We start from the raw sequence: 12,619 nt of genomic DNA on the forward strand, positions 1-12,619 counted from the left end.
ATAGGTGGTTGCTTGCCTCAATATACTCCTGACTATAACATGCCTGATACTCTTCGGAATATCGCAGCGAGTGGTTGCGGTTAATAGCAAATTGAGTAAGGCCAGGATGTCAAACACGCCCATCGAGCTTAAAGGCAGTAGCTTCACCTTATCAGTGGTACATTTGCATGATGCAAAACCCGAGGTTATTCGTCAGGCGTTAGAAGACAAAATCGCTCAGGCTCCCGCCTTTCTGAAACACGCCCCTGTTGTTATCAATGTCAGCGGTCTGGAATCCCCGGTTAACTGGAAACAACTCCAGCAGGCCGTCTCCTCTACCGGTTTGCGCATTGTGGGCATCAGCGGCTGCAAAGATGCTGAGCTGAAAGCGGAAATCGACCGTGCGGGACTGCCTCTTCTGAACGAGGGCAAAGAAAAAGCCCCACGTGCGGCCCCCGTTGCCGTTGAAACGCCCCCACCTGCGGTACAAAACGTTACCGCCCTCACAAAAACGCGAATGATTGATGTCCCGGTTCGTTCCGGACAGCGCATTTATGCACCAAACTGTGATCTAATTGTTACAAGCCACGTCAGCGCTGGCGCTGAGCTGATTGCAGATGGCAATATTCACGTTTACGGTATGATGCGTGGGCGTGCACTCGCCGGGGCGAGTGGCGATCGGGACGCACAAATATTTTGTACTCACCTGACTGCGGAACTGGTGTCCATCGCAGGTGAATATTGGCTGAGCGACAAGATCCCAGCCGAATTTTATGGCAAAGCGGCTCGTCTGCGACTGGCAGACGACGCGTTGACCGTTCAACCGTTGAATTGATCCCTTTTTAACAAGGAATTTCTATGGCACGCATTATTGTTGTTACTTCGGGTAAAGGAGGCGTTGGCAAGACCACCTCCAGCGCGGCCATCGCTACTGGTTTGGCCCAGAAGGGAAAGAAAACCGTCGTTATCGATTTCGATATCGGTCTGCGTAACCTCGACCTGATTATGGGTTGTGAACGTCGCGTCGTGTATGACTTCGTAAACGTGATTCAGGGCGATGCCACCCTTAACCAGGCGCTGATTAAAGACAAGCGCACCGAGAACCTTTATATCCTCCCGGCCTCTCAGACGCGTGACAAAGACGCCCTGACCCGCGAAGGGGTTGAAAAGGTGCTCGATGAGCTGAAAAAAATGGAGTTCGACTTCATTGTCTGTGACTCCCCTGCCGGTATCGAAACCGGTGCCCTGATGGCGCTCTACTTCGCTGATGAAGCGATCATCACCACGAACCCTGAAGTGTCATCCGTCCGTGACTCTGACCGCATTCTCGGGATCCTCGCATCCAAATCCCGCCGTGCGGAAAATGGCGAAGACCCGATTAAAGAGCACCTGCTGCTGACCCGCTATAACCCGGGCCGCGTAAACAAAGGTGACATGCTGAGCATGGAAGACGTGCTGGAGATCCTGCGCATTAAACTGGTGGGCGTCATCCCGGAAGACCAGTCCGTGCTGCGCGCCTCTAACCAGGGCGAGCCAGTGATCCTTGATACAACAGCAGATGCCGGTAAAGCATATGCGGATACGGTTGACCGTCTGCTGGGAGAAGAACGTCCTTTCCGCTTCATTGAAGAAGAGAAGAAAGGTTTCCTCAAACGCCTGTTCGGAGGATAAGTTATGGCATTACTGGACTTTTTTCTCTCGCGGAAAAAGAACACCGCCAACATCGCAAAAGAACGACTGCAAATCATTGTTGCGGAGCGTCGTCGTAGCGACGCCGAGCCTCACTACCTGCCGCAACTGCGCAAGGACATCCTGGAAGTGATCTGCAAATATGTGCAGATTGACCCGGAGATGGTCACCGTGCAGCTGGAGCAAAAAGACGGGGATATTTCGATTCTGGAGCTGAACGTTACGCTCCCGGAAGCGGAAGAGTCGCGTCCGTAGTTTTTGATTTCGTAGCCCCGGTAAGCGCAGCGCCACCGGGGGAATATGCCGGGTATATCGCCCGGCATATTGATCATCGTGGATACCCTTCCAGCAACGTATTCAGGCGATCGGCCATCAATTCCCCGCGCCAGCCCGCCATCATTTCCGGTAAGCCATTCTGCGGTTTCAGCTTCCAGTGCCAGTTCAAAAGCTGGTTTATCTGACGACGTGATGCCAGCAATTCCGCACTCAGTTTGCTTTCTGCCGCCACAGCCTGCACCAGCGCTTTAATATCTTTAAACGCTTTACGATAGCCCGGCATATCCATCAGATTCAGCAGCGGCTCTGGCAGTGCGTCATCCGGTATCTGCTGCGCTTTGGCCACCAGCGCGAGCAGCGTTTTTCCGTGAAAACGGATTTCGCTGCCTGAAAGCCCAATGCTGTCCAGCTCGCCCATGCTGCCTGGCATATAGCGTGCGACCGCCCACAGATGCTCTTCGCGTACCACAAAGTTAACGGCCAAATCGCGTTCGCGCGCTTTACGCAGGCGCCAGTCGGCTAATAATTGCAGACAGGCCAACTGACGCGTACGCAGCTGCCACGCGTTGCTGATATCGCGCCAGGCCTCTTTCGGGTCAGCGATTTCCTGGCGACGCTGCTGCGTCATGCGGCACTCATCCAGTGCAGCAGGCAGCCAGCCGGAGACTTCTGCCTCTTTCATCAGTTGTCCGGCAATCGGCAGCAGGTAAAACACATCTGCCGCAGCGTAGTCCAGCTGACGCTCTGTGAGCGGGCGCGCCAGCCAGTCGGTACGGGATTCACTTTTATCCAGGGTCAGGCCGGTGTACTCCTCAACCATGGCGGCAAAGCCCCATGAAAGCGGACGATTGCTGAACGCGGCGAGGATCTGCGTGTCAATCAGCGGCTGCGGCATGATGCCAAACGTATTCAGAAAGACTTCCAGATCTTCACTGCCTGCGTGCAGGTATTTGGTGACCGCAGTATCAAGCAGCAGGTCACGCATCGGCGTCCAGTCGGTAATGCCGAGCGGGTCAATCAGCGACACGTGTTTGCCGTCGTACATCTGAATCAAACCCAACTGCGGATAATACGTCCGGGTACGGACAAACTCGGTATCCAGGGCGATGGCAGGAAAGTCGCGCGTCACTTCGCACAGCGAAGCCAGCTCGTCGTTGGTCGTGATCATCTGGTAATTCAAAACGGTTTCTCTTTTGTTTGCGCCCATAAAAAACGCCGGCTAAACCGGCGTCTGGGCGATTAGCGTGAAGCTCAGGCCTTATTGTCCACTTTGGCACGGGCTTCGTCACGTAATTCTCGTCGTAATATCTTCCCGACGTTCGATTTCGGCAGCTCATCGCGGAACTCCACCAGCTTCGGCACTTTATAGCCGGTGAGCTGACGGCGGCAGAACGTGATGAGCTCCTCTTCGGTAAGAGAGGCGTTTTTCTTCACCACAAAAATCTTCACTGCCTCGCCGCTGCTGCCGGAAGGTACGCCAACCGCGGCAACTTCAAGCACGCCGCTATGCTGCATCACCACATCTTCGATCTCATTCGGATAGACGTTAAATCCGGAGACGAGGATCATGTCTTTCTTACGATCGACAATGCGCAGGAAGCCCTCTTCGTCCATCACCGCGATATCACCGGTGTGAAGCCAGCCGTCTTTGATGATTTCGTCGGTGGCATCAGGACGCTGCCAGTAGCCCAGCATCACCTGTGGCCCTTTAACGCACAGTTCACCCGGCTCGCCCGGTGCAACTTCGTTGTCGTCATCATCCACCAGTTTGGCTTCCGTCGACGGTACGGGCAGGCCGATACTGCCGCTGTGGTAGTCGATATCATGCGGATTGACGCTGACCAGCGGGGCGCATTCGGTCAGGCCATAGCCTTCGAGTAAATACTGGCCGGTGAGTTTCACCCAGCGCTCGGCCACCGCCTGCTGAACCGGCATTCCGCCGCCCGCAGAGAGGTGCAGCGTGGAGAAATCAAGCTGCTGGAACTCTTTGTTATTAAGCAGCGCGTTAAACAGGGTATTGACCCCGGTCATGGCGGTGAACGGGTATTTCGCCAGCTCTTTAACCAGCCCCGGAATGTCGCGTGGGTTGGTGATCAGCACGTTCTGACCGCCCAGCTCAATAAACAGCAGGCAGTTCATGGTCAGCGCAAAAATGTGATAAAGCGGAAGCGCGGTGATGACCACCTCTTTGCCCGGATGCAGCAGCGGCCCGTAGGTCGCATTCACCTGCTCAAGGTTCGCCAGCATATTGCGGTGAGTCAGCATGGCGCCTTTGGCCACGCCGGTAGTGCCACCGGTGTACTGCAGGAACGCAAGATCCTCTGACACCACTTCCGGTTTGACGTATTGCATACGATAACCGGCATGCAACGCGCGGCGGAAGGAGATGGCATCCGGCAGATGGTATTTCGGTACCAGACGTTTGATGTATTTGACGACAAAGTTAACCAGTGTGCCCTTGGCGGTGGAGAGCTGATCCCCCATGCGCGTCAGGATGACGTGTTTAACCTGGGTTCTGTCGACCACTTTCTCCAGCGTGTGGGCAAAGTTGGAGACGATCACAATTGCGGTCGCGCCGCTGTCGTTCAGCTGATGCTCCAGCTCACGTGGGGTGTAGAGCGGGTTGACGTTGACGACAATCATCCCGGCCCGCAGGATACCAAACAACGCGACCGGGTATTGCAGCAGGTTCGGCATCATCAGCGCGACGCGATCCCCTTTTTGCAGCCCCAGCCCTTCCTGCAAATAGGCCGCGAACGCCCGACTCCGCTCCTCAAGCTTACGGAACGTCATCACCTCGCCCATATTGATAAACGCGGGCTGATCGGCGTAACGCCTTACCGAGTGTTCAAATAATTCAACCAGGGATTGATAACGGTCAGGATTGATCTCCGCAGGCACATCTGCGGGATAACGGTTAAGCCAAACCTTGTTCAATGCATCACCTCTGAATTGAGTGTTCGTCGTCATCACAACCCCGATAATAAACAGTTTGTTAACATTATATTAACTCAGCGTACCAGTTTATTAATTGCCCAAATTTAAGGTTGCGAAGCGCGTCACTCTTTTTTTTCGTTTTAGCCGTAAAAAAACAGAGACAGCGGCTGAGCCGCTGTCTCTTTTCTAACAATAACAGTAAGTTACTCAGTAACGATCGTCTGTACCTGCGCCGGGCCTGGGTTATACCAGCCCCAGCCGGGGTAGCCGTAACGATACGGGTGTGGGCCCCACATCCACGGATCGACAGGCTGAGGCGGCATGATCACCTGCTGTGTCAGCCGCCAGCGTTTGTAGCCGTTAACCTGCATGGTCATAAATTTGTAAGGCGTTGTGCCGATTTTGCCCTGTGTCGTGCCGGTAATCGGCCCGACGACGGTCACCAGCTGTCCACGGAAATCAACCGGGTCGAGGAAGCCGCTGACATCGGCAAAAATGCGCCCACGCGAGGTTTCGCCGAGGATCGGCCGCGCGCCGCTATCCAGTGGCACGGTGGCGATCTCCAGCCGGGTTTTCCCCTGCTGGTTTTGCACCTCAATCACCTTCCCGCCGAAGCGCGCTTCCTGACCGACGTAAAGCTCAGGGGCATTCATCACGCGAACCAGATCCTGCTGTGGCGTAGGGCTACTGCCCTTAATCGCATCAGGAACGGAAACGCATCCGCTCAGTGCTATGGCCACAGCGCCTGCCATAATTAGGCGTACTACTTTAGTCTGAACCGCCATGATGCGACTCCTTTTTCTCAGTTCCTGTTACTGAGATTCACTCGCGGCCTGGAAGTTTCTTCCACGCGACGGTGTTTCGCAAATAAACCGGCTCGGCATGTTCAACAGCCACGGTTTTTCCTGCTGCGAGCAGCTGGCAGGCCAGAGGAAGCATATCCTCTGCGGCAGGCAGAAGCATGTTGCCGTCCACCAGCGTTACGCCGGTACCGTTTGCCATGTCAGGCCATGCCGCCCAACCGGTCCCTACCGTCGCCCATTCACCGGAGAGGTTCTGCAACCGTTCGGTTACCGCTTCCGGCTTGAGCACCGCTTCCGTCTCTTCGCCGTGCCACACGCCCTGCTCGTCGCGGGTGTATTCAGCCCAGTAAACTTCGCCCATGCGGGCATCAATCGCTGCCAGCACACGGGTAGCACCGGTCATACGCCACGCGCCCTGCGCCATCGTCGCCAGGGTGGAAACACCGATCATCGGCAGGTCAGCGCCCAGCGCCAGCCCCTGCGCAATACCGATCCCAATGCGTACACCCGTAAAGCTGCCGGGGCCACGGCCAAAGGCCAGCGCATCGAGGTCGGTTAAGGTGGTGTTGCCCTGGGTCAAAATCGCTTTCACCAGGGGCAGAATACGTTGGGTGTGTTCTCGTGGGCACTCTTCGAAATGAGCAGAAATAGCACCGTCGTTCCACAGAGCAACGGAACACGCCTCTGTAGCGGTATCAATAGCCAGAATTCGCATCAGTCGTCGCGCTCTCGCAATGGTCAGTCACAAAATGGCGCGCATCTTAGCACACTCCCGGGCAAATTACTCCGCCGTTGGGTTGGCCAGGAAGCGAACCGCGCGTTTAATGTCCCGCGTACGCGGCGCGGGCGGCAGGCTGGCGAGGAAGGTCGCACCGTAGGGGCGCATCACCAGCCGGTTATCACAGATTACGAGCACGCCGCGGTCGTCCACGTCGCGGATCAGTCGTCCTACCCCCTGCTTAAGGGTGATCACCGCGTCCGGCAGCTGTACCTCGTCGAAAGGATCGCCCCCGCGCAGACGGCAGTCTTCCATTCGCGCTTTGAGCAGCGGATCGTCCGGCGAGGTAAAAGGCAGTTTATCGATAATGACCAGCGACAGGGTATCGCCCCGCACGTCCACACCTTCCCAGAAGCTGCTGGTTGCCACCAGAAGCGCATTCCCGGCACTGACAAACTGCTGTAACAGTTGCCCTTTGCTGGTTTCCCCCTGCAGCAGCACCGGCAAGGTCATGGTGGCGCGGAACTGTTCTGCCAGGTCGCGCATCATGGCGTGAGAGGTGCAGAGCATAAAGCAGCGGCCATTGTTGGCCTCAATCATCGGCTTCAGCATGGCTGCCAACAGGCGTGCGGCGCCGGGCTGGTTGGGTAACGGCAGATTACGCGGCACGCAGAGCAGCGCCTGTTTTTCATAATCAAACGGGCTCGGCAGCAGCAGTGATTCCGCCTGTTCAATCCCGAGACGCTCAGTGAAGTGGTGCAGATCGTCATTCACCGACAGGGTCGCGGAGGTAAATATCCAGCTCCCCGGTTTTTGCGCCATCACCTCTTTGAATTTGTCTGCCACCGTCAGCGGCGTAAGCGCCAGGGTGAAATGACGCGAGGTGCATTCATACCAGTAGCTGTACCCCGGCTGGTTGATCTCCTTCAGCCGTTTCAGCCGCCCGCGATAGAGCGTGGCGCGCTCGAAGGCGGCGTCCAGCAGCGCAGAACGGCCAAGCGACAGTTTCGCCACGTCGTAACAGAGTTCCAGCGCGTCATCTAGCAGCAGTAGCGCGCGCTGGATATTATTGTCCGCCAGCAGCTCGCGCAGATTGCCGCGGTAACCCGGCTCGCCAAGCTGCAGGCGAAAATCCTGCGCGCTTTGCGCGAGGCGATCGGCACATTTTTGCAGCTGCTGGGTATCTTTTAATTCAGTGCGATAAGCAATGGTGAAATCTTTCGCCAGATCCAGCAGCTGGCGGCTGGAGAGCGACTGGCCGAAATACTGGCTGGCGATATCCGGAAGCTGATGGGCTTCGTCGAAGATCATCACTTCCGCTTCAGGAATAAGTTCGCCAAAACCGCTGTCTTTCACCACCATATCCGCGAGAAACAGATGGTGGTTGACCACCACCACATCTGCATCCATCGCGGTTTTACGCGCTTTGACCACAAAACAGTCTTTATACAGCGGGCAGTCGCTGCCCAGGCAGTTGTCATTGGTGCTGGTCACCAGCGGCCAGGCGGGAGAGTCTTCCGCCACGCTCGCGCAGGTGCTGATATCCCCCTCTTCCGTCTGGTTAGCCCAGGCGCGAAGGATGATCACATCACTCAGGGTCTGCACCGGCAGGTCGCCGCCCGCCAGCGCCTGCTGTTCGAGACGCTCCAGGCAGAGATAGTTGGAGCGCCCTTTCAGCAATGCCAGCCGCCCTTTGTATTTCAGCGCTTTTGCCACCGTCGGCAAATCACGGCTGTAGAGCTGATCCTGCAACGCCTTCGAGCCGGTAGAGATGATCACCTTCTTTTTCGCACGCAGCGCCGGTGCAAGGTAAGCGTAGGTTTTTCCCGTGCCGGTTCCGGCCTCGACCACCAGCGGCTGTGCCTTATCGATGGCGCGAGCGACGGCATGCGCCATCTGACGCTGCGGTTCACGCGGTTTAAAACCGGGAATAGCCTGTGCTAACTGCCCTTCAGGGGAAAAATCGTCTGCCACGGTGTTCTCTCACTGTATTTTTGCACAGGGATTATGTCAGCCCATCCTCTCCTGTGCCACCCCAAATAGTGACGACGGCGAAACAATATGGCAGTCTTGCCGCCTGATGACGAAAGTAACGAGGAAACGTTTATGACAATTGTGCGCATTGATGCCGAAGCCCGCTGGTCTGATGTAGTCATTCATAACCAGACGCTCTATTACACTGGCGTGCCGTCCAATCTGGATGCGGATGCCTTTGAACAAACAGCTGACACCCTGGCGCAGATCGATGCGGTGCTGGAAAAGCAAGGAAGCGACAAATCGCGTATTCTGGACGCCACCATTTTCCTGGCGAATAAAGACGATTTTGCGGCCATGAACAAAGCCTGGGATGCGTGGGTGGTGGCGGGTCACGCGCCTGTACGTTGTACCGTACAGGCCACGCTGATGAAGCCGGAATACAAGGTAGAGATTAAGATTATCGCGGCTGTGTAAGCCGGTTACTCTTCATCCTCGAAACGCGCCACGATCCGCTCGCCGGTATGGGTGGCGCGAAGTTCTTCCGCCACCTGAGAAATGGCCTGCCCGCTGCTCATCCCCTGGGACATCAGCTCCTGGATCCGCTCAACCGCTTTCTGCTGTTGCTCGTGGCTCAGAGAAGGTAAACCTGCAAACATCGTCAACTCCTGCTAAATTATTCGCGCTAATTATTTCACGCTGCCCGGTAGTATGCCACACATGAACATGCGCTTCCCCACTGTTATTACCCTGCCGTGGCGTACTGACGCCGCTGAATTCTGGTTTGCTCGTCTGAGCCATCTTCCCTGGGCGATGCTGCTGCATTCCGGCCATGCGGACCATCCTTACAGCCGCTTCGACATTGTGGTTGCTGACCCGGTGCGCACGGTAACATCCGAAAACCAGCCCTCCACGCACGATCCGCTGATCAAGCTTCAGGAGGCTATCGACGAGCTGGGTTTGTCTGCCACGCCGAACCCGGATCTTCCCTTCCAGGGCGGTGCGCTGGGCGTGTTTGGCTATGACCTTGGTCGCCGCTTTGAAACGCTGCCTTCCGTTGCGAAGGCGGATATTCCGCTGCCGGATATGGCGGTGGGACTTTACGACTGGGCGCTGATTGTCGATCACCATAAACAGGTGGTCTCCTTGCTCAGCCATTCGGATGTGGAGGCACGCCTGGCGTGGCTGAACGCGCAGCAGCCCGCAGCCGCGCCGGATTTCCGTCTGACCTCTGCGTGGCGTTCAAACATGACCCCGCAGACCTATGCGGAAAAATTCGCACGCGTGCAGGCGTATCTGCAAAGCGGCGATTGTTATCAGGTGAACCTTGCCCAGCGCTTCCAGGCGACGTATCAGGGCGATGAATGGCAGGCCTTTACCCGCCTCAATGCCAGCAACCGGGCACCTTTCAGTGCGTTTATCCGTCTCGATCAGGGCGCGATCCTGAGTCTTTCGCCTGAGCGGTTTATTCATCTGGCGGAAGGCAAGATCCAGACACGCCCGATTAAAGGGACCTTGCCGCGCCTGAGCGATCCGGCTGCCGACCGCCAGCAGGCGGAAAAGCTCGCCGCGTCACCGAAGGACCGCGCCGAAAATTTAATGATTGTCGACCTGATGCGCAACGACATTGGCCGGGTGGCGGTACCGGGCAGCGTTCGCGTGCCGGAGCTGTTCGTCGTCGAGCCTTTCCCGGCGGTGCACCATCTGGTCAGCACCATTACCGCACAGCTGCCGGCTTCGCGTACCCCCTGCGATCTTCTGCGCGCCGCGTTCCCGGGTGGCTCCATCACCGGCGCGCCAAAAGTGCGGGCGATGGAGATTATCGATGAGCTGGAACCGCACCGTCGCAACGCCTGGTGCGGCAGCATTGGCTACGTTAGCGTCTGCGGCACGCTGGATACCAGCATCACTATTCGCACCCTGACGGCCTGCGACGGCCAGCTTTACTGTTCCGCAGGCGGCGGAATTGTTGCTGACAGCCAGGTCGAGGCGGAATATCAGGAAACCTTTGATAAAGTTAACCGTATCCTGCAACAACTGGAGAACTGACGGGTGGAGAGAGAGAACCTGACGCTGGATGATTTTCTGTCGCGCTTTCAGCTTTTGCGGCCTCAGGTGAGCCGCGAAGCGCTTAATCAACGTCAGGCGGCGGTGCTGATCCCCGTGGTGCGTCGTGAGCAGCCCGGTTTGCTGCTGACCCAGCGTTCCCCTCATTTACGCAAACATGCCGGTCAGGTCGCTTTCCCCGGCGGCGCGGTAGACAGCAGCGATGCCTCGCTGATTGCCGCGGCGCTGCGTGAAGCGCAGGAAGAGGTGGCGATCCCACCGGAGGCCGTCGAGATTGTCGGTGTCCTCCCGCCGGTGGACAGCGTGACCGGTTTCCAGGTGACACCGGTGGTGGGCATTATTCCGCCCGGCCTGCAATATCACGCCAGTGTTGATGAAGTATCTGCGGTGTTTGAAATGCCGCTGGAAGAAGCCCTTCGCCTCAGCCGCTATCACCCGCTGGATATTCAGCGCCGTGGACACGATCATCGGGTCTGGTTGTCCTGGTATCAGCATTATTTTGTCTGGGGCATGACGGCGGGCATCATTCGTGAACTGGCTCTGCAAATCGGCCTGAAGCCTTGACTATACTTTACATTCCACCCTCTTTTGTCAGGTTTGCGATCGGCGTCGCGCTATTAGCAAAACCATCGTTAACCATTAGTTTAATTCATGTGAATAGTTAAGCCGAGGTCGATGTTCCCTCTTACACTATGCGCAGTTATAACATCGTTACTGGAACCCCGGTAACCCTGTCAGGAGTGTGAAAGTGATTAGTATATTCGACATGTTCAAAGTGGGAATTGGCCCTTCGTCTTCCCATACTGTTGGGCCGATGAAGGCCGGTAAACAGTTCGTCGATGATCTGGTCGAAAAAGGATTACTGGAAAGCGTTACCCGTGTCGCCGTGGATGTCTACGGCTCACTGTCATTAACGGGTAAAGGCCACCACACCGATATCGCCATTATTATGGGTCTGGCAGGCAATATGCCGGACACTGTAGATATTGATGCCATCCCGGCATTCATCCGTGACGTGGAAGCGCGCGGTCGTCTGCTGCTGGCTAACGGCCAGCACGAAGTGGATTTCCCGCAGGATGACGGGATGCGTTTTCGTAGCGACAACCTGCCGCTGCATGAAAACGGCATGACCATCCATGCCTGGAATGGCGAAAAAGAGATTTACAGCAAAACGTACTACTCCATCGGCGGTGGATTCATCGTGGATGAAGAGCATTTCGGTAAAGAGAGCACCGGCGACGTCAACGTGCCGTATCCGTTCAAATCGGCCACCGAGATGTTGGGTTATTGCAAAGAGACCGGCCTGTCGCTGTCCGGCATGGTGATGCAGAACGAACTGGCGCTGCACAGCAAAAAAGAGATCGAAGACTATTTTGCAAATGTATGGCAGACCATGCGCGCCTGTATCGATCGCGGGATGAACACCGAAGGCGTGCTGCCGGGTCCGCTGCGCGTACCGCGTCGTGCCTCTGCCCTGCGCCGCATGCTGGTGACCACCGATAAATTCTCCAACGACCCGATGAACGTGGTCGACTGGGTGAATATGTTCGCTCTGGCGGTTAACGAAGAAAACGCTGCCGGTGGCCGCGTGGTGACGGCGCCCACCAACGGTGCGTGCGGTATTGTTCCGGCGGTGCTGGCTTATTACGATCACTTTATTGAACCTGTTACGCCAGATATCTACATCCGTTACTTCCTGGCGGCAGGTGCCATTGGTGCGCTGTACAAAATGAACGCCTCTATCTCTGGCGCTGAAGTAGGATGCCAGGGTGAAGTGGGTGTGGCCTGTTCCATGGCGGCCGCTGGTCTGGCTGAACTGCTGGGCGCAAGCCCTGAGCAGGTTTGCGTGGCGGCGGAGATCGGTATGGAACATAACCTGGGCCTGACCTGTGACCCGGTTGCCGGGCAGGTGCAAGTACCGTGCATTGAGCGTAACGCCATTGCGTCGGTGAAAGCGATTAACGCCTCCCGTATGGCAATGCGCCGTACCAGCGAGCCTCGCGTGTCGCTGGATAAAGTTATTGAGACCATGTACGAAACCGGTAAAGACATGAACGCGAAGTACCGTGAGACTTCCCGTGGTGGTCTGGCCATTAAGGTACAGTGCGACTAATACCTCCCCTCGCCCATCTGCAACGGATGGGCGAAATTTCCTTCTGATTCTCGTCGCCTTTCA

At 56.6% G+C, this 12,619-nt stretch carries 13 protein-coding genes; 7 read left to right on the forward strand and 6 right to left on the reverse strand.

Annotated features, from left to right (window positions below):
• Positions 1 to 106: 106 nt before the first annotated feature.
• The 3 genes from minC to minE are packed head-to-tail and all read left to right on the forward strand — an operon-like array spanning position 107 to position 1,923.
• On the forward strand, positions 107 to 814 hold the full coding sequence (minC, locus tag ACQG19_RS14505) for a septum site-determining protein MinC (protein ID WP_129327377.1): 708 nt from the start codon (positions 107 to 109) through the stop codon (positions 812 to 814).
• A gap of 23 nt (positions 815 to 837) precedes the next feature.
• A complete protein-coding gene (gene minD, locus ACQG19_RS14510) occupies positions 838 to 1,650 on the forward strand; it encodes a septum site-determining protein MinD (protein ID WP_013096144.1) in 813 nt (270 codons plus the stop codon).
• Between the two features lie 3 nt (positions 1,651 to 1,653).
• Positions 1,654 to 1,923 carry a cell division topological specificity factor MinE gene (gene minE / locus ACQG19_RS14515; RefSeq protein ID WP_008500504.1) on the forward strand — a complete coding sequence of 90 codons (270 nt, stop codon included), beginning with the start codon at positions 1,654 to 1,656 and terminating at the stop codon, positions 1,921 to 1,923.
• Between the two features lie 73 nt (positions 1,924 to 1,996).
• Here minE and rnd read toward each other — a convergent pair whose 3' ends face one another.
• The 5 genes from rnd to ACQG19_RS14540 form a co-directional block, all read right to left on the reverse strand.
• The gene (gene rnd, locus ACQG19_RS14520; protein ID WP_164987592.1) at positions 1,997 to 3,124 is read right to left on the reverse strand and encodes a ribonuclease D; all 1,128 of its coding nucleotides are present in this window, start codon (positions 3,122 to 3,124) and stop codon (positions 1,997 to 1,999) included.
• Positions 3,125 to 3,195: 71 nt separating this feature from the next.
• Positions 3,196 to 4,881 carry a long-chain-fatty-acid--CoA ligase FadD gene (fadD, locus tag ACQG19_RS14525; RefSeq protein ID WP_072193822.1) on the reverse strand — a complete coding sequence of 562 codons (1,686 nt, stop codon included), beginning with the start codon at positions 4,879 to 4,881 and terminating at the stop codon, positions 3,196 to 3,198.
• Between the two features lie 203 nt (positions 4,882 to 5,084).
• Positions 5,085 to 5,666 (reverse strand): Slp family lipoprotein, encoded by a 582-nt coding sequence (locus ACQG19_RS14530; RefSeq protein WP_013096141.1) that lies wholly within the window; start codon positions 5,664 to 5,666, stop codon positions 5,085 to 5,087.
• 37 nt (positions 5,667 to 5,703) lie between these two features.
• The gene (tsaB, locus tag ACQG19_RS14535) at positions 5,704 to 6,399 is read right to left on the reverse strand and encodes a tRNA (adenosine(37)-N6)-threonylcarbamoyltransferase complex dimerization subunit type 1 TsaB (protein WP_013096140.1); all 696 of its coding nucleotides are present in this window, start codon (positions 6,397 to 6,399) and stop codon (positions 5,704 to 5,706) included.
• 66 nt (positions 6,400 to 6,465) lie between these two features.
• Positions 6,466 to 8,376: an ATP-dependent DNA helicase gene (locus tag ACQG19_RS14540; RefSeq protein ID WP_013096139.1), complete on the reverse strand. Its 1,911-nt coding sequence runs from the start codon at positions 8,374 to 8,376 to the stop codon at positions 6,466 to 6,468.
• Positions 8,377 to 8,508: 132 nt separating this feature from the next.
• Between ACQG19_RS14540 and ACQG19_RS14545 the strand changes: the two genes are divergently transcribed.
• A complete protein-coding gene (locus ACQG19_RS14545; RefSeq protein ID WP_013096138.1) occupies positions 8,509 to 8,853 on the forward strand; it encodes a RidA family protein in 345 nt (114 codons plus the stop codon).
• Positions 8,854 to 8,858: 5 nt separating this feature from the next.
• Here ACQG19_RS14545 and ACQG19_RS14550 read toward each other — a convergent pair whose 3' ends face one another.
• Positions 8,859 to 9,035: a YoaH family protein gene (locus ACQG19_RS14550; protein ID WP_058678599.1), complete on the reverse strand. Its 177-nt coding sequence runs from the start codon at positions 9,033 to 9,035 to the stop codon at positions 8,859 to 8,861.
• Positions 9,036 to 9,096: 61 nt separating this feature from the next.
• Here ACQG19_RS14550 and pabB point away from each other — a divergent pair, with 61 nt between their 5' ends.
• The 3 genes from pabB to sdaA all read left to right on the forward strand — a co-directional run bounded on the left by pabB (position 9,097) and on the right by sdaA (position 12,556).
• A complete protein-coding gene (gene pabB / locus ACQG19_RS14555) occupies positions 9,097 to 10,425 on the forward strand; it encodes an aminodeoxychorismate synthase component 1 (protein ID WP_047023049.1) in 1,329 nt (442 codons plus the stop codon).
• Between the two features lie 3 nt (positions 10,426 to 10,428).
• Positions 10,429 to 11,007 (forward strand): CoA pyrophosphatase, encoded by a 579-nt coding sequence (locus ACQG19_RS14560; protein WP_013096136.1) that lies wholly within the window; start codon positions 10,429 to 10,431, stop codon positions 11,005 to 11,007.
• 184 nt (positions 11,008 to 11,191) lie between these two features.
• Positions 11,192 to 12,556: an L-serine ammonia-lyase gene (gene sdaA, locus ACQG19_RS14565; protein ID WP_038419892.1), complete on the forward strand. Its 1,365-nt coding sequence runs from the start codon at positions 11,192 to 11,194 to the stop codon at positions 12,554 to 12,556.
• Positions 12,557 to 12,619: the final 63 nt, after the last annotated feature.

The sequence above is a fragment of the Enterobacter cloacae complex sp. 277I4 genome (genome assembly GCF_050031465.1).
In the GTDB taxonomy this organism is placed as follows: Bacteria; Pseudomonadota; Gammaproteobacteria; order Enterobacterales; family Enterobacteriaceae; genus Enterobacter; species Enterobacter cloacae.